This window comes from Pseudolabrys taiwanensis, assembly GCF_003367395.1.
Classification (GTDB): domain Bacteria; phylum Pseudomonadota; class Alphaproteobacteria; order Rhizobiales; family Xanthobacteraceae; genus Pseudolabrys; species Pseudolabrys taiwanensis.
The window spans coordinates 3,611,481-3,629,632 of the sequence record NZ_CP031417.1 but is presented as its reverse complement, the minus strand read 5'-3'; the positions used below and the strand labels follow the sequence as shown (position 1 = coordinate 3,629,632).

General features: G+C 65.2%; 11 protein-coding genes. 3 read left to right on the top strand and 8 right to left on the bottom strand.

Annotated features, from left to right (window positions below; genetic code table 11):
- From DW352_RS17225 to DW352_RS17215, 3 genes are all read right to left on the bottom strand, one after another.
- Complete coding sequence (locus DW352_RS17225; protein ID WP_115692493.1) at window positions 1–1,689, bottom strand: response regulator; 1,689 nt, start codon at window positions 1,687–1,689, stop codon at window positions 1–3.
- Between the two features lie 14 nt (window positions 1,690–1,703).
- Window positions 1,704–3,197 carry an ATPase domain-containing protein gene (locus DW352_RS17220; protein ID WP_115692492.1) on the bottom strand — a complete coding sequence of 498 codons (1,494 nt, stop codon included), beginning with the start codon at window positions 3,195–3,197 and terminating at the stop codon, window positions 1,704–1,706.
- Window positions 3,198–3,357: 160 nt separating this feature from the next.
- Window positions 3,358–6,084, bottom strand: a complete 2,727-nt coding sequence (locus DW352_RS17215) for a [protein-PII] uridylyltransferase (RefSeq protein WP_425374662.1) — start codon at window positions 6,082–6,084, stop codon at window positions 3,358–3,360.
- 331 nt (window positions 6,085–6,415) lie between these two features.
- On the opposite strand from DW352_RS17215, the gene DW352_RS17210 reads away from it, so the two are divergent.
- From DW352_RS17210 to DW352_RS17200, 3 genes are all read left to right on the top strand, one after another.
- Entirely contained in the window at window positions 6,416–7,468 is a 1,053-nt protein-coding gene (locus DW352_RS17210; protein WP_115692490.1) for an alcohol dehydrogenase, read from the top strand.
- 134 nt (window positions 7,469–7,602) lie between these two features.
- Window positions 7,603–8,397: a hypothetical protein gene (locus DW352_RS17205; RefSeq protein ID WP_115692489.1), complete on the top strand. Its 795-nt coding sequence runs from the start codon at window positions 7,603–7,605 to the stop codon at window positions 8,395–8,397.
- Entirely contained in the window at window positions 8,394–9,176 is a 783-nt protein-coding gene (locus DW352_RS17200) for a hypothetical protein (protein ID WP_115692488.1), read from the top strand. The genes DW352_RS17205 and DW352_RS17200 overlap by 4 nt, the downstream gene beginning before the upstream one ends.
- Window positions 9,177–9,180: 4 nt before the next feature.
- Here DW352_RS17200 and mutS read toward each other — a convergent pair whose 3' ends face one another.
- The 5 genes from mutS to DW352_RS17175 all read right to left on the bottom strand — a co-directional run bounded on the left by mutS (window position 9,181) and on the right by DW352_RS17175 (window position 18,145).
- Window positions 9,181–11,934: a DNA mismatch repair protein MutS gene (gene mutS / locus DW352_RS17195; protein WP_115692487.1), complete on the bottom strand. Its 2,754-nt coding sequence runs from the start codon at window positions 11,932–11,934 to the stop codon at window positions 9,181–9,183.
- Between the two features lie 171 nt (window positions 11,935–12,105).
- A complete protein-coding gene (locus DW352_RS17190) occupies window positions 12,106–13,122 on the bottom strand; it encodes an amidohydrolase family protein (protein WP_115692486.1) in 1,017 nt (338 codons plus the stop codon).
- Window positions 13,123–13,158: 36 nt separating this feature from the next.
- Complete coding sequence (locus tag DW352_RS17185) at window positions 13,159–14,859, bottom strand: thiamine pyrophosphate-requiring protein (protein WP_115692485.1); 1,701 nt, start codon at window positions 14,857–14,859, stop codon at window positions 13,159–13,161.
- A 152-nt stretch (window positions 14,860–15,011) separates the two neighbouring features.
- Window positions 15,012–16,721, bottom strand: a complete 1,710-nt coding sequence (locus DW352_RS17180; protein ID WP_115692484.1) for a thiamine pyrophosphate-requiring protein — start codon at window positions 16,719–16,721, stop codon at window positions 15,012–15,014.
- A 122-nt stretch (window positions 16,722–16,843) separates the two neighbouring features.
- Window positions 16,844–18,145 (bottom strand): TRAP transporter large permease, encoded by a 1,302-nt coding sequence (locus DW352_RS17175; RefSeq protein WP_115692483.1) that lies wholly within the window; start codon window positions 18,143–18,145, stop codon window positions 16,844–16,846.
- Window positions 18,146–18,152 lie beyond the last annotated feature (7 nt).

Here is an 18,152-nt window from a genome sequence, read left to right as displayed (position 1 = left end):
TCAGAGGGTGCCGGCCAGCGCCCGCTGGACCTTTTCCGCCAGTTCGCCGGTGACAAACGGCTTCCCGATGATATGGCCGTCTTGCACACCGGCCAGGGCGCTCCGCTCGGCGAACCCGGTCACAAACAAGACGGGTAATTCGGGTCGTCGCGCTTTTACGCGACGTGCCAGCTCGGCACCGCTCATGCCCGGCATCGCGAAGTCGATGATGATGAGGTCGCAGTGTGTGCGGTCATCCAGCAGCTGAAGAGCCGACGGTCCGCTGCCGGCTTCGATCACTTGATAGCCGAGCTCATCCAGCATTGCGGCGGTGACTTCGCGTACGGCGTTGTCATCGTCGACCAGCAGAATACGGCCGCCAGCTCGTTCCGGCACGGGCGCGACAGCCGGTGCCACGTCGGACTCGTCCGCACTTATGTGCGCGCGCGGAAGGTAGATGTGAACCGATGTGCCGCGACCCGGAGTCGAATTGAGACGGATGCCGCCGCCGGACTGCTTGGCAAAGCCGAGCACCTGGCTCAAGCCGAGGCCCGAGCCTTTGCCAATCTCTTTGGTGGTGAAGAAGGGTTCGAAAACTTTCGCCCGCACCTCCGCGGTCATGCCGTGGCCATCGTCGCTGACACAGACCTCGACATAGTCGCCGGCGGCCGGCTCCTCCGGGGCCCGCGGCGCTCGCAAGGTCACATTGGCGGTCGATAGTTCGATTGTGCCGTCCGCGCCGAGTGCGTCTCGGGCATTGATGGCGAGGTTGAGCACAGCCAATTCCAACTGGGTTGGATCGACGAAGGCCGGCCATAGCGCCGCCGCAAGCCGCATTTCGATACGGACCGAGCCGCCGATCGTGCTCTGCAGCAGGTCCCGCATGTTGCCGACGGTGCCGGAGAGGTCCAGCGCCTTCGGCTGCAACCGCTGTCGCCGGGAGAAGGACAGCAGATGGTCCGTGAGCTTGGCGCCGCGCTCGGCCGCCGTGCGCATGTAGCCGAGCCGCTGGGCCATCTTGCCGTCGATGCCGTGTTCGGTGAACTTCTTGTCGAGGAAATTGATGTTGCCCAGGACGACGGTGAGCAGATTATTGAAGTCGTGGGCGACGCCGGAGGTCAGCTGACCGACCGCTTCGAGCCGCTGCATCTGACGCAGCGTCATCTCCACACGCTCCCGCTCCTCCATTTGCGAGCGCAATTGACCGTTTGCTTGCGCCAGTTCGGCCGTCCGTTCCTGTACGCGCAGTTCCAGTTCTTCGTTGAGACGGCGGCACTCATACTGACGGCGGCGGCCGCGCAGGTTGTTTTGCACCACGCTCACCAGGGTGGTCGGGTGAAACGGCCGCTCGAGAAAGCTCACATTGCCCAATGCCGCGGTGACTTGCGCCGCATGCGGGTTGCGTTCGATGCCGCCGCCGTGACGCGTCAGCACAATGAATGGGAAGTCCGACCAGGCCGGCTGCTCGGAAACCCAGCGTATGAGGCCGCGCGCATCGCCGCGAAGCACTTCCTCGGTGACGACGGCGGCCTCGGCGCCCTCATCGAGTCGGGCCAGAAGGGCCTCGAGATCGCGGCAGATTTCGACGGCGATGCCCGCATCCTCGAGAATGTCGCGCGCGACGCCGGCGTCGCGGCCACTGGGCGCGAGCACCAAGACCCGCTCGGTGGCGGTGGCGAGGGATGTTGCCGTTTTGACGTTCACCTGCATGGCGGACCACTCGCTCACGTTGTGGTTATGAGCTTTTCGGCCTGTCCGACGAAGGTTGGCACACCACGCAGAACGCCCTGGAACTGGTGCAACGGCTCGCCCATGACCAGCCCGTTGCCGTTGATGGCGAACTCGCGGATCGTGTCCTCATGGGCGCCGCCGCGTTTTTTCACCACGGATATCGCGCGGCGGACCCGTCCGAGCGCCTCGAAATAGCGGAGCATGATCACGCTGTCGGCGAGATACGTCAGGTCGACCGGCGCCTTCATTTCACCGACCATGCCGGACTGCGCCAGCGTGAGGAAGGTCGTGGCGCCGCGCCGGTTCAGGTACTGCAGCAGTTCGTGAACATGCAATGTGAGGAACTGCTCTTCCGGCATGGCGGCCTGATAGCCGTTGAGGCTGTCGATGGCGACCGTGCCGATTTTATCTCTGTCCATCGCGGCCCGCACGCGATGGGAGAACTCGCCTGGCGAAAGTTCGGCGGCGTCCATCTGCGCAACGTGGAGCGCGCCGGCATCGCGCATCGCGCCCAGGTCGATGTCCATGCTTTTGGCGCGCGAGAACAGAAGCCCGAGTTCTTCGTCGAAGACGAACAATGCCGCGCGTTCGCCGCGCTGGACCGCGGCCTTAAGGAATTGCAGCGTGAGAAGGGTCTTGCCGGTGCCCGACGGCCCCATGATGAGCGTGCTCGAGCCCACGGGGACGCCGCCGCCGAGCAGGCTGTCGAGTTCGGGGACGCCACTGAGGAGCGTTTTGCCGGAGTGGCCTTTGCGTTGTTCGGCGGCCACCAGCCGCGGGAAAATGAGCACGCCCTCTTCGGCAATGGTGAAGTCATGGTAGCCGCCGCGGAAAGACTGGCCGCGACATTTGGCGACGCGCATGCGTCGACGTTCGGCGCCGTAGACCGGCGCCAATTGATCGAGCTGCACCACGCTATGCGCGATGCTGTGCACGGCCCGGTCGACAGTCTCGCCCGTCAGGTCGTCGAGCATGATCACGGTCGAGTTGTGTTTCGCGAAGTAATGCTTGAGCGCGAGGATTTGCCGCCGATAACGCAGCGAGCTCTGCGCGAGCAGCCTGATCTCCGACAGACTGTCGATGACGATGCGCTGCGGCTTCAGTCGTTCGATGGCGTCAAAAATGCGCGTGACCGCCTCGCCCAACTCCAGATCGGACGAGTACAGCAAACTCTGATGCTGCGCGGGGTCGAGCACGCTTTCCGGCGGCACGAGTTCGAACACTTCGATCTTGTCATTGAGCGTCCAGCCATGCGATTGCGCGCCGTCGCGCAACTCGCGTTCGGTTTCCGCCAAACTGATATAGATTCCGGTTTCGCCAGCCTGCGCTCCCGCCAGCAGGAATTGCAGGGCGATGGTCGTCTTGCCGGTGCCGGGGGCACCTTCGAGGAGGTGCAACCGGCTACGCGCCCAGCCGCCACCCAGGATGTCGTCCAATCCCGAGATACCGGTACTCGCGCGCGGCAATTGTACGAACGTGGCGTCCATGGTGACGTCCCGCAAAGTCCTGTGCTGACAGTGAAGTCGCCGCGCACGAACTGCGGGCGACTGTGAGTGCGGGAAGGAAACGCGACCCATTTGGCCGAGTTCCATCACGCCGTCGTCAGCCGTAAATTTATCTTTTGAATTCAGTCCGTTAGGGACCGCATTAAGCGGCGCCGGCCTTGCCTTCGCCGGCGAACAGCGCGATCAGCGCGCGCTTGATGGCGGCCTGGCGCGTCGGCGAGGTGATCTGCGCGCCCATCAGATCGGTGACGTAGAACACGTCGACCGCGCGTTCGCCGAAAGTGGCGACGTGGGCGGAACCAATGTTGAGGTTGAGCTTCGATAAGGTCGCGGTCAGCTCATAGAGCAGACCGGGCCGGTCGAGCCCGGTGACTTCCACCATCGTGTAGCGGTGCGACCACTGGTTGTTGATGGTGACGTTCGGCTCGACGGCAAAGGCCTTGATGCGGCCCTTCGAGGCGGCGCGCTTGCTGACGAGATCGGGCAGCCGCAATTCGCCGCGCAGCGCCTTCTCGATCGAATCGGCGATGCGCGTCGCGCGCCGTTCCTCGTCGTCCTCGCGCTCGAACTCGCGCGACAGCGCGATGGTGTCGAGCGCGCGGCCGTCGGTGGTGGTGTAGATCTGGGCGTCGACGATGTTGGCGCCGGCCATGGCGCAGGCGCCGGCGATGATCGACAGCAGCCACGGGTGGTCGGGCGCGAAAACGGTCAGCTCGGTCACCGCGCGCGTATTGTCGAAACCGACCATCGTCGCGAGCGTCTTGGCAGCCTCCTCGGTCGACTGCACGAAGCGCGCATGCTCGATCTTGTGCGGCAGGTCGACCTTGAGCCAATAGGCCGGATAGTGCTTGGCGATATAGGCCTCGAGCCGCTCGGGGCGCCAATCCTTCATCGCCTCGCGGAATTCCGTCTGCGCCATCTCGACGCGCTGGGCGCGATTGACTTCCGAGAAGCCGCCGGTGAGCACCGGCTCGGTTTCGTAATAGAGCGTGCGGATGAGCTGCGCCTTCCAGCCGTTCCAGACGCCGGGGCCAACGGCCTTGATGTCGGCGGTGGTCAGGATGGTGAGTAGCTTCAGGCGCTCCGCGGTCTGCACCACGGCAGCGAAATTCTCGATGGTCTTGCGGTCCGACAGATCGCGCGACTGCGCGACGCTCGACATCACGAGGTGGTTCTCGACCAGCCAAGCGACCGTCTCGGTGTCGGCAGCCGACAGGCCGAGCCGCGGACAGAAGCGCCGCGCGATGCGCGCGCCGGCGATCGAGTGATCCTCGGGCCGCCCCTTGGCGATGTCGTGGAGGAACAGCGCGACGTAGAGGACGGCACGGTTCTCCGGCCGGATCTTATGGATGAGCTCGTTCGACAGCGGCGTGTCGGTGCCCGCGCCGCGATCCATCTCCGCCAGCACGCCGATGCAACGCAACAGGTGCTCGTCCACCGTGTAGTGGTGATACATGTTGAACTGCATCATGGCGACGACCTTGCCGAAGGCCGGCACGAAGCGGCCGAGCACGCCCGCTTCGTTCATGCGCCGCAGCACGGTCTCGGGATCGTTCTTCGATGTCAGGATTTCGAGGAAGAGCTGGTTGGCCTCCTCGTTGTCGCGCAGATCCGCGCCGATGAGCTTGAGCGAGCGCGTGATCGCGCGCATCGCGTCCGGATGGAAGGCGAGATTATGCTTCTGCGCCAGATGGAAGATCCGGATCAGATTGACCGGATCGCGCTCGAAGACATTGGCCTTGGCGCAGAGAATACGGTTGTGCTCGGCGATGAAGTCCTTGGTGCCGGAGATCTCGTGGCGGCGGACCGGCCGCAGGCGCGCCATCATGCGGCTCAGGACCGGCGTGCTCTTGGCGTGGCTGTCCTCGAGCTCGGCGCACACGATCGCGGTCAGATCGCCGACGTCCTTGGCGATCAGGAAGTAGTGCTTCATGAAGCGCTCGACATCCTGCTGACCCGGATGCTCGGTGTAGCCGAGGCGTTGCGCGATCTCGCGCTGGATATCGAAGGACAAGCGCTCTTCCGGGCGGCCGGTGACGAAATGCAGATGGCAACGCACCGACCATAGGAAATCTTCGCAGCGCTGGAAGAGCTGATATTCCTGCTTGTCGAAGACGCCGCGCTCGATCAGCTCTTCGGGCTCGTGCACGCGATAAACGTACTTCGCGATCCAGAACAAGGTATGCAGGTCGCGCAGGCCGCCTTTGCCGTCCTTCACGTTCGGCTCGACGAGATAACGTGACTGGCCGGCACGGCGATGACGTTCCTCGCGCTCGGCGAGCTTGGCGGCAACGAATTCGGCCGCGGTGTTGCGCACCACCTCGTTGTCGAAGCGGGTCACCATCTCGTCGAACAAAGGCCGGTCGCCGAGCAGGAAGCGTGCTTCGAGAATGGCGGTGCGGATGGTCATGTCCGCCTTCGACTGGCGGATGCACTCGTCAATCGAGCGTGTGGCGTGGCCGACCTTCAGGCCGGTGTCCCACAGGCAATAGAGGATCGCCTCGGCGACCGACTCGCCCCAGGCGGTCTGCTTGTAGGGCAACACGAACAACAGATCGATGTCGGATCCCGGCGCGAGCAGGCCGCGGCCATAGCCGCCGGTGGCGATAATCGCCATGCGCTCGGCTTCGGACGGGTTCTGCGACGGGTAGAGATGCTTGCGCGTGAATTCGAACAGGATGCGGATGATCTCATCCTGCATGTGGCAGATGCGCGCCGCGCAATGGCGGCCGCGGCGGTCCTTGAGCAGGAGCTGCTCGGCCTTGGCCTTGCCGGCGACAAGGGCAGCCTTCAGGCGCTGCGCCAGCACCGTTCGCAACTCGCGCTCGCCGCCCGTATGCGCAGCCGCCAGCGCCTCGAGGTCGGCCATCAGCGCGGTCGAATCGATCAGGTCGCCGAGATCCTTGGCGGTGGGCTCAAGGGTGGGGCGGGCATCACGTTCGAGGGCTAGGGAGGCCATGTCATCAACCAGAGCAGCGGAAGCGATGTCTTACGTCATCGATTGCTAAGAAAGATAGTTGCGAGACCGCCAGATTGCAGGATTCCGGGCACAAATTTTGGGCGGTTTGTGCACATGCGAAGGGGATTTTGGGCGCATATACGACGAAATCCGGGCATTGCTGTCTTGCTCGGGGCCGTGGTGACAGCGGCGGGTATCGGGCTATCCTGCCCGTAACGAGAGAGCTGGGAGCGAAACGACAATGCGCATGTTCCAAGTCTGCGTGTGCGGCGAGCCGCTGAAACTCAACGAGCAGCCGACGCCGGCGCCAAAGGGGTCTGAGGTTCTGCTCAAGGTGCTGGCGGCGGGTGTCTGCCACAGCGATTTGCACCTGGCGGACGGCTGGTTCGATCTCGGTGGCGGCAAAAGGCTGAGCCTGCAGGACCGCGGCATGAAGCTGCCCGTGACCCTCGGTCACGAGAATGTGGGCGAGGTGGTTGCGGTCGGCCCCGAGGCCAAGGGCGTGAAGGTGGGCGACCGCGTGCTGGCCGATCCATGGATCGGCTGCGGCACCTGCGCCGTGTGCCTGCGCGGCGAGGACAATCTCTGCCGCGCCATGAAGAGCCTCGGCGTGTTTTCGGACGGCGGCTACGCCGACTACGTGATGGTGCCGCATCCGCGCTATCTGTTCGATATTGGCGACCTCGATCCCGCGCGGGTGGCGCCGCTCGCCTGCTCGGGCGTCACCACCTTCGGCGCCTTGAAGAAGGTGCCGACGCTGAAAGAAGAGCCGACGGTGATCATCGGCGCCGGTGGCCTCGGATTGATGTGCCTGGCCCTGCATCAGAAGATGGGCGGGCATAGCGCGATCGTCGTCGATATCGATCCGGTCAAACGCGCCGCCGCCAAGAAAGCCGGCGCCGCGCATGTGATCGATGGCGGCGCGCCGGATGCGTCGCAGCAGATCATCGATCTCACCAAAGGCGGCGCGTGGGGGGTGGTCGATCTCGTCGGCTCGTCGCAGAGCGCGCGCGTCGGCTACGACAGTCTGATCAAGGGCGGCAAGTATGTCATCGTCGGCTTGTACGGCGGCGACCTCACCGTGTCGCTGCCGCCGATTCCGATGCGGGCTTTGACCATCCAAGGCTCTTATGTCGGCAGCCTGCACGAGATGCGCGAGCTGATGGAGCTCGTCCGCCGCACCGGCCTGCCGGACGTGCCGGTGGCGACGCGACCGCTCGACGATGTCAACACGGTGATGTCCGACCTGCGTGCGGGCAAAATTGTCGGCCGTGTCGTGCTGACGCCGGCGTAAGCTCCGGCGTTTGTCGTCCCCGCGAAGGCGGGGACCCACACGCCGTGTCCTCTCGATAGACTGCGGCGTATGGGTCCCGGCCCTCGCAAGCGCTCGGCCGGGACGAAGCAACTCTTCTTTATACGCGAGCAGGAATGCCCCTCGACCTTCCCTTTGGCTTCATTCTCATCCTGCGGATGGCGGTCACCGCGGTGTTCGTGCTCGCGGCCACGGTGACGGCCGAGCGCGCGGGGCCGCTGGTCGGCGGGTTGGTGGCGACTTTGCCGCTCGGCGGTGGGCCGGTCTATGTGTTCCTGGCGATGGACCATGACGCCGATTTCATCGCCGCCAGCGCCATAACCAGTCTGGCGGTCAACGCCGTCAACGTGTCATTTGCGCTGATCTACGCATTACTGGCGCAGACGCGTTCGCTCGCCATCAGTCTGTCGCTGGCGCTCGTGGCCTGGTTCGCCTTCGCGCTGGCGATCTACACCGTGCCGTGGACCCTGACGACGGCGATCATTCTCAACGTCGTCGTGCTCGCGGTCTGCATCACTTTGGCAAGGCCGCTGCGCAACGTGAAAATCCCGTTACTGTACCGCCGCTGGTACGACTTGGTGTTGCGGGCGAGTCTGGTGGCCGCGCTGGTCGGCATCACCGTCACGCTGAGCTTCCACATCGGCCCCTCCGGCAGCGGCATCATTGCGATTTTTCCGATCATCCTAATCAGCGTCATCTTGATCCTGCATCCGCGCGTCGGCGGCAAGCCGACGGCGGCGGTGATGGCGAATGCGGTGCTCGGTCTGGTCGGGTTTGCTTTCGCTTGCATCACGCTGCACCTCACCGCGGTGCCGCTCGGCTCGGCGATCGGGCTTTCGCTCGCGCTCTGCGCGTCGGTGGCTTGGAGTCTTCTGGTGCTGCTCGCGCGCCGGCATGGAATTCCGGTGTGACGGCTTTACTCGTTCCCCTGCTGCTCAAGGTCCTGCTGACCGCCGCCATCGTGGTGGCAGCCTCCGTCGTCGTCGAACGCAGCGGTCCTTTCATCGGCTCGCTCATTGCGTCATTGCCGACGGCCGGCGGCGCGGCCCTGATCATTCTGGCACTGGAGCATCCACCTTCCTTCGTTGCGCAGAGTATGATCGGAAGCGTGGTGGCGAATGCGGTCTGTGCGGTGTTCGCGCTGGTCTACGCGGCGCTTGCGCAGCGCAACAGCCTGGCGGTGAGCCTGGGCTCTGCCTATGGCGTGTGGTTTCTTGCCGTCTATGCGGCGCGCTTCGTCGACTGGACCATGGCGCGTGCGGTTCTGCTGAGTGCCATCGTGTTTCCGTTGACGATCATCGCCGGCAGGCACTTCCGTGTCGTCGGCACCGCCAAGCGGATCAGCCTGACGGCCAAGGATCTCGCGGGCCGCGCCATCGTCGTCACCGTCTGCGTCATCACCGTTACCGCCGCCGCTGCGTCAATCGGCAGCTTCGTCTCGGGCATCTTTGTTTTCTTCCCCGTCGCGATGGGGTCGTTCTTTATCATCCTGCATACGCGGGTCGGCGGCCCGATCGCCGCAAGCGTCGCCGCGCATGTGCAGGTGCCGCTGATCGGTCTCGGGCTCGGGCTTCTGACGGTGTATCTGTTGGCGGAACCGGCCGGTGTCTGGTGGGCGTACGGCCTTGGCCTTTGCGTCGGTCTCGGCTGGAACGTGATGTTGTGGCTGGTTCGTCAGCGCCGCCGCTAGACGATTAATTCACGTCCGCTCCGGCCAGCTTGGCCTTGAGCGCATAGAGCGCTTCCATCGCCTCGCGCGGCGACATGTCGTCGGGATTGAGCGCAGCGAGCGTCTTGAGCAGCCCATCGTGGGCGCCATCGGCCGCCGGCTGCGCGGCCTTGTAGGGCGTCGCGAACAACGGCAGGTCTTCGAAACCCTTCGGCGCGGCGCGGTCTTCCTGTTCGAGCTTGGCCAGCACCAGCTTGGCGCGCTCGATCACCGGCGCGGGCAGGCCGGCGAGCTTGGCCACCTGGATGCCGTAGGAGCGATCGGCGGCGCCGGCCGTGACCTCATGCAGGAAGACGACGTCGCCCTTCCATTCCTTCACCTTCACCGTCGCGTTATGCAGACGCGGCAGCCGGGCCGAAAGCGCCGTCAGCTCGTGGTAGTGGGTCGCGAACAGCCCGCGGCATTTGTTGATGTCGTGCAGGTGTTCGACCGTGGCCCAGGCGATGGACAGGCCGTCGAAGGTTGCGGTGCCGCGGCCGATCTCGTCGAGGATCACCAGCGCGCGCGGGCCGGCCTGATTGAGAATGGCGGCCGTCTCCACCATCTCGACCATGAAGGTCGAGCGGCCGCGTGCGAGATCGTCGGCAGCGCCAACGCGCGAAAACAGCCGATCGACGACGCCGATATGCGCATGCCTTGCCGGCACGAACGAGCCCATCTGCGCGAGGATCGCGATCAGCGCGTTCTGACGCAGGAAGGTCGACTTGCCGGCCATGTTGGGGCCGGTGATAAGCCAGATGCGGCCGGCCTCGCCTTCCTCGGGTGGCGACAGATCGCAATCGTTGGCGACGAACGGCGTGCCATCGCGCGCGAGCGCCTGCTCGACCACAGGATGGCGGCCGCCTTCGATGGTGAAGGCGTGGCTGTCGTCGATATCGGGCCGCGCGTAATCGCGTTCGGCGGCGAGCTGCGCCAGCGCGCCGGCGACATCGAGCCGCGCCAATGCTTCGGCGCAGTCCTTGATGGCGTCGCCTTCGGCAATCACCGCGGCGCAGAGCCGTTCGAAGATGTCGAGTTCGAGACCGAGCGCGCGGTCGGCGGCGCTGGCGATCTTGGCCTCCAGCTCGCCGAGCTCGGTGGTGGTGAAGCGCACTTGGCCGGCCAGCGTTTGACGATGGATGAACGTCGCGTTGAGCGGCGGCGCCATCAGCTTGTCGCCGTTTTGCGCGGTCACCTCGACGAAATAGCCGAGCACATTGTTGTGCCGGATCTTGAGCGCCTTGATGCCGGTCTCGTCGGCATAGCGCGCCTGCAAGGCCGCGATCACGCGCCGCGACTCGTCGCGCAGCGCGCGGAGTTCGTCGAGCGCGGCGTCGTAGCCTTCGCGCACGAAGCCGCCGTCGCGCTTGATCAGCGGCAGCTCGTCGCCGAGCGCGCGGGCGAGTTCGTTGGCGAGCGCGCGGCTCGGGCGATGGCACGACTTGATCGCGTCGGCGATCTCGGCCGGCGTCTCCTTGAGTGCGTCGAGCGCGCGCGTGAGGTCGGCGGCGGCCTGAATGCCGTCGCGGATGGCGGAGAGGTCGCGCGGACCGCCGCGGCCGAGCGCGAGACGCGACAGTGCCCGGGCCAGGTCCGGCGCCGTCTGCAAACGTGACCGCAGGTCGGCGCGCACGGCGAGGTCGCCGACCAAGGCCGCGACCGCGTCGAGCCGGCGATCGATCTCGGCCGATGCGGTCAGCGGCGCGGACAGACGCTGCGCGAGGAGGCGCGAGCCGGCCGAGGTGACGGTGCGGTCGATGGCGTCGAGCAGCGAGCCGCGCCGCTCGCCGCCGAGCGTGCGCGTCAATTCGAGATTGCCGCGCGTCGCCTGGTCGATCGCCATGCTGGCGCCGGCGCTTTCGCGCATCGGCGGCGACAGCGGCGGACGCTGACCGAGCTGCGTGCGCTCGACATAGGTGACGCAGGCGGCGGCGGCGGTGAGTTCGAGACGGGTCAGCGCGCCGAAAGCATCGCTGGCGGCGACGGCGAAGAAGGTGGTCAGGCGCCGTTCGGCGGTCGCCGAGTCGAAAACGTCGCGCGTCAGCGGCGTCACCGCCGGCAGCGAACGCCAATAAGGCACCAGATCGGCATCGCCGTAGAGGGCGTCGGAGACGAGGATCTCGCCCGGCTCCAGCCGCGCGATCTCGGCAGCGAGCGCGGCGCGCGTCGTCTCGGTGATGCGGAACTCGCCGGTGGAGATGTCGATCCAGGCCAGCGCGAAGCGCGCCTCTTCGCCGACCGACGACAGCCGCGCGCGCGCGACCGCGAGCAGGTAGTTGTTGCGGCGGGCGTCGAGCAGCGAGTCTTCCGTAAGCGTGCCGGGTGTGACGAGCCGCACGACGTCGCGCTTCACCACGCTTTTGGAACCGCGCTTCTTGGCTTCGGCCGGATCCTCGAGCTGCTCGCACACCGCGACGCGATGGCCGAGCGCGATCAACCGGTGCAGATATTCGTCGGAGCGGTGGATCGGCACCCCGCACATGGGGATGTCCTGGCCGTGATGCTTGCCGCGCTTGGTCAGCACGATGCCGAGCGCGCGCGCCGCGATCTCGGCGTCCTCGAAGAACAACTCGTAGAAGTCGCCCATCCGGTAGAACAGCAGGCAATCCGGATTGGCGGCCTTGATCTCGATGAACTGCGCCATCACCGGCGTGACGTGGCCCGTCGTCTCCGGCGCAGGCTGTGCGGCGGGCGGGGTCTCGTCAGGCTCTTCAAGGCCGATGGGGTTGGTCAGCGCCATGGGCGCGGACGTTAGCAGATACCCGGCAGGATTTCATGCCGTGCCGGATTTTTGCGCCCGTCATGCCCGGCTTTATGCCGGGCATCCACGTCTTTCTTACTCGCCGGGGGGCTTCAAGACGTGGATGGCCGGGACAAGCCCGGCCATGACGCCAGAATCGCGGCGGGGCTTCTACTTCTTGAACGTCACGCCGGTGATGCGCTCGAGGTTGCCGTGCCAGACCATGTCCTTCTCGGCCTTCGGCATGTCGCGTTCCTCGATGAAGCGCAGCGCATCGCGCGTATACATCGTGCCCTTCTCCGGATCGAACGGGCAATCCGACGCGAACACGATCTTGTCGAGATCGTAGAAGGCGAAGCCCGCGTCGAGCGCCGGCTTGGCCGAGAACGTGGCCGTGTCGGCGTAGAAGGTGTGCTTGAAGTAGTCGAGCGGGCGCTTCTTGAGTTCCTTCAAGAGCACCGTGAGATCTTCATCCGACGTACGCGCACCGAGCTGATCCCAGCCGGGGCCGATGCGGCCTTCCAGCATCGGCACGATGCCGCCGAAATGGTGGGTGATGATCTTGAGTTTCGGATACTTGTCCATGATGCGCGAGAACACGAGGCGCGCCATGGCGGCGCCGGTCTCGTAGGACCAGCCGAAGGCCCACCAGATCTCGAACTTCGACTTCTTCTCGCTGGCATAGTCGGCGAACGCCGCGCCGCGCGCCGGATGCAGCCAGATCGGCTTGTCCATCTTTTCCATGGCCGCGAAGAAGGGCTCGAAGGCCGGGTCGTCGAGCGGCTTGCCGGCGACGTTGGTGTAGATCTGCACGCCGAGGGCGCCGTTCTTGATGGCGCGTTCGGCTTCCGCGACGCCGGCGTCGGCCGAGCCGAGGGCGCCTTGCGCGACCCAGCCGGGGAAGTGGTCGCTGTGCTTGGCGCAGATTTCCGCGAACTCGTCGTTGATCAGCTTGGCATCGGCCTGAACCTGCGCGCCGTCGCCCTTGGCCAGCATTTCCAGCGGCGGCATCGGATAGGACAGGATCTGCGCGTAATCCTTGAACGAATCGACGACGCGGCGGCGTTCGTCGAGGTCATGGATGCACGGCACTTCGCGCATGCGCTTGCCGATGTCGGGATAGCCGGAATCGACCAGCTTCTTGAACATCCGGCTCGGCATGAAGTGAGTATAAGCGTCGACGCGCATGCGTTACTCCTGGCGGGTTCTTGGTGTCGCGATGTTCTAGTAAGGCGTGATGACGTTGAGAAGGGCCTGCCGCTTCTCGACCTCGACGGCATGGCGGGCGCGTGCCAGAGCCTCCGGCAAATCGGCCGGCTTCTCAACGCGTTGCGTATAGGCGCCTTGCGCCTTCGCCATCTCGTCGAAGGGCGGCGAGGGGTTGAGGTCCGCCAAGGTGTTGCAGTCGTATTCGCCGGCGACGCTGTCCTTGAACATCGACATGGTCGAGTTGCGGACCGCGCCGTAGCGGCTGTTGTTGAAGACGATGGTGAGGATCGGCAGATTGTGCGCGGCCGACACCCAATGCCCAACCATCGGATTGGAGAACATGTAGGCGCCGTCGCCCAAGGTCGCGACGATGAGCTTATCCGGCGCGGCGAGTTTGGCGCCGAGCGCGGCGCCCAGGCCCCAGCCGAGGCCGCCTGCCGGACCAAGCGCGAACAAGGTGTCCGGCTTTTCGCGCGGGCAGTGATCGGCGCGCAGCGGATATTCGTTGAAGATGACGGCGTCGTCGCCGACCGCCTCGCCGATGGCGCGCGACAGATAAGCGGGCGAGATCCGTTCGCCCGGCGCCGAGTCCTTCTTCAGTTGCGCTTGCCGATTGCGCATGCGCTCGGCGAGGCGCGTACGGCGCGCGCCGATGCGTGCATCGGCCGTTGGCAGCTTTTGTCCTACCGCTTCGTTCAGTGCCGCGAGGGCGTTCACCACGCCGGCCTGGATAGTGACGTCGCTCGGGAACGAGCGCATCGGATAGCGCACGAAGAACGGATCCTCGCCGATATGGGCGATGCGCGCGCCAGCCTGCGGCTGTTGCAGGTGCGGCATCCACGGCACGTCGGAGTCGAGCGCGATGACGAGATCGGCTTCGGTGAGCAGCGTGCCTGTTTCGTAGCCGAAGTGCATCGGATGGCTCGAGGGTAGGCAGACGCTGCGCGGGTTCTGCGTGATGACCGGTATGGCGCAGCGCTCGGCCAGTTGTGACAACGGTGCGACGGCATCGGCCGGCAAATTGGAGGTGATGATCAGCGGCCGTTCGGCACTCGCGATCCATTCGGCGAGCGTGGCGATCGCTTGCGGATCGGGATACGTCGCCGCGGCCTGCGCGCGCGGCTTCATCGGGCCGAGCGGCTCCGGCATCGGCGCCGACAGCGGCTCGCGCGGCAGCACGAGATAAGTCGGGCCGCGTGGATGCGCCATCGAAACCTCGACGGCGCGCGCCACCACGTCGCCGACCTGGCCGGGCATGCGCAGCTCGTAATCCCACTTCACCACTTCGCGCAGCATGCCGGCCTGATCGAACATTTCCTGCGCCCAATGGATCGGGCGCGAGCGCGAGCCGAATTGACCCTTCTCGGTGATCGGCGTGCGGCCGGCCGCGAGCACCAGCGGGATGCGGTCGCGGTAGAGATTGGTCACGTTGTTGATCGTGTTGGCGGTACCGACGTTGACGTGCACCATGACGGCCTGCGGCCGGCCGTTCATCAAATAGGCCCCGTGGGCCATCGCCACCGCGAGATTCTCGTGCGGCACCAGCACCGGTTTAGGAACCTTGGCGTTCGTCTTTTTGGCGCGGTCGAACGCCTCGACGATGGGCGGGAAGTCCGTCCCGGGATTGGCGAAAAAATAGTCAATGCCGTGATCGGCCAACGCCCGGAGGAAAGCCTCGCCCGCAATCGTGGGCCGTGGAGTGGGCGCAGCAGTCATGTGTTTCTTCCCTTCGGTGACGGCCTGCGACGCAGGCGCGTTTTTATTTGCGCGCGTTTTAACCGACGGCGGAAGGGCTTACAACGGCGCAGAACGCATGTCGCTACGCGCAGAGAACATATGCGCGAGATACATCGTTAGGCCGGGTCGCTTCACAAATGCGGAATTTTTACGTCGAGCACCGCGCAACGCTTTTCCTCGCGTACGACGCGGAGTGCTTCGGCAATGGCGGCGTCGACGTCCTCCGGTTTCTCGACCTTGCGGGCGTAGGCGCCGCCGGCCGCGGCGGCGATGCCGCCGTGATCGGGCTCCGGATCGAACTCGACGCCGATCGCATTGGCGCGGCTCGCATAGCCTTTGGGATGCACGGCCAGCGCCGACATCTTCGGTGAGCGCCAGCCGCCGTTGTTGTACACGACCTGCAAAAATGGCGTGCCGTATTTGCGCGCCATCCAATGCACGGACGATGGCACCGAAAACATATAGGAGCCGTCGCCTGTCAGGTTGATGACAGTCTTATCGGGCGCGGCGAGTTTGGCGCCGATCGCGGCGCCGCCGTTCCAGCCGAGGGACGAGCCGCCGCTCAGAAAGAACGTCCCCGGCCGCGACGGCCGCAGGTGATTGGCGATGGTCGGGTAGTTGGTGATGGTCTCGCTCAATACGATGGTGTCGTCGTCGACATATTTGCGCAGACAGGCGGTGAAATATTCACCGGTGAGCACCGAGCCTGGCTGTTCGCGGCGCTCCAGTTCTTGCGCCCGCTGCCGATGCAGTTTGCCGTAATGCGCCGTCCGTTCCTGCACCGCCGCGGTGTCCGGTTTCATATGGTCGAGCGCGGTATTGATTTGCATGAGCGCGGTGGCAGCGTCGGCCCGCAGCACGCGTTGTGCCTTGATGTACCAGAGCGGAATGTCGTCTTTCAGCGGATCGACGTCGATGTGGAATATCGCGGCGTTGTCATTCGGCTTGCTGGTCGACGGAATCCAGGGGGCATCGCTGTCGATGACCAGCACGACGTCGGCCTCCGCCAGCACCGGCTCCTGGTACGGCTCGCTCCAGCGGTTGCCCATATAGAGCGGGTCGTCGGGTGGGAAGTTCACGTTGGTCGGCGACTGCTCCAATACGGCGATGCCGAGCCGGCGGCATAATTGCGTGAGTCCGGCGACCGCCGCCGGATTGCGGCCGAGATAGCTCGTGACCACCAGGGGCCGTCTTGCGCGGGCGAGCGCATCGGCGATGGCTCGTGCATCCTCCTCGCGGATCGGCAAGGGCGCGATCGGCGGCCATTGCGTCACGTCGATGGCGACGGGCGTCGCATCTTCTTCCATCACCTCGCGCGCGCCGACGAGATAGACCGGACCCATCGGATCGCTCTTGGCGAGCTGCATGGCGCGGTGCACGACCTGCTTGACGTTGCGGCCGGTACGGAATTCGTAGTCGAACTTGACGTAGTTGCGCATGATGCCGCGCTGATCCGCGATATCCTGGATCCATTGGATCCATTCGTTGCGCGACCCTTTCAGTTCACCTTCCTGCGTATAGGGCGTGGCGCCGGCGAAGATCAGCACCGGCACGCGGCCGCGCAGCGCATTGTGCACGGCGCCGCCGAGCGCCTGCGTGCCGCATTCGACATGGACGATGACCGCCTGCGCCTGGCCGCTCACTTGGGCAAAGCCGTGGGCCGCGCTCAAGGCGACCATCTCGTTGGGACAGGTGAGCAGCGACGGAAAGCCGCGGCCGCTGGCTTGGCCTTCCGCGATCGATTCGACGATGGCCGGATGATCGCTCCCGAGATTGGCGAAGACATAGGAGACGCCGGCCTCCTTCAATGCCTCGAGGAATGCGGTTCCGGCTGTGTACACGTGGTGACTTCCTTGATTGCGCGGAATGGTTGGGGCTTCAACTATCTCAGATGTCCCAGCAGAGAAAGGCGGCACAATGTTCCGGCGTTTGCGGTTGACGCGGGTGTCTCGTGGGCAGGGCCCTACATGTGCGACGGCAGCCACGTCGCGAGGATCGGAAACGCGATCAGGATCGCCAGCCGTAGAATGTCTGTCAGCACGAACGGCATCACACCGTAGAAGATGGTCGATAGTTTCACGTCCTTGACCACGCTCTTGATCACGAAGACGTTCATGCCGACCGGCGGATGAATGAGGCCGAGTTCCACCGTCATCACAATGATGACGCCGAACCAGATCGGGTCGAAGCCGAGCGCCTTGATCACCGGAAAGACGATCGGGATCGTCAGGATGATCATCGCCATGGCATCCATGATGCAGCCGAGCACCAGATACATCAGCATGATCAGGACCAGGACGCCGTACGGCCCGAGGCCGAGGCCGGTCAGGATCTCGGTGATCTTCTGCGGCGTCTGCGTGATGGTAAGGAAGTAGCCGAAGATCAGTGCGCCGATGAGGATCGTGAACACCGAGGCGCTTGTGCGCAGCGACTCGATCAGGCTGCGCATGAACTCTTGGCGCGACAGCTTGCGGCGCAGCACGGCGATGATGAAAGCGCCGGCGGCGCCCATGCCGGCCGCCTCGGTGGCGGTGAACATACCGGCATAAAGGCCGCCGATGATGAAGGCGAACAGCAGCACCACCGCCCAGATGTCGCGCAAGGCGGCGAAACGCTCGGCCCAGCTATGCCGCGGCGTCTTCGGCAAATAGCCTGGGCGGACGACGGCGATGATGTTGATGGTGAGAATGTACATTCCCACCGCCAGGATGCCCGGCACGACGCCGGCGATGAACAGCTTGCCGATATCCTGCTCGGTGATGAGGCCGTAGACCGCGAACACCGTCGACGGCGGGATCATGATGCCGAGCGAGCCGCCCGCCGCGATCACGCCCGTGGCGAAGCTCTGCGGATAGCCATATTGCCGCATCTCGGGATAGGCGACCTTCGAGAAGGTGGCCGCGGTGGCAACGGATGAACCGCAGATGGCGGCGAAGCCGCCGCAGGCCGCGATGGTGGCGATGCCAAGGCCGCCGCGTAGATGGCCGAGGAAGGTGTTCGAGGCGCGGAACAGCTCGCGGCTCATGCCGGAGGACGAGGCGAAAGCGCCCATCAGCAGGAACAGCGGGATGACGGCGAATTCGGCGTCCGTGGCGGTGCGGATCGGCGACTGCGCCAGGAGGCGCAGGGCCGGCCCCATATCGCCGACCATGTAGCCGAAGCCGAGAACGCCGACGGTGCCCATGGCGATGCCGACCGGCACCCGCAACATCATGAGCGCGAAGAGGGAGACAAAGCCAATGGCGGCGACCGCGTCGGTGCTCATAACCGGC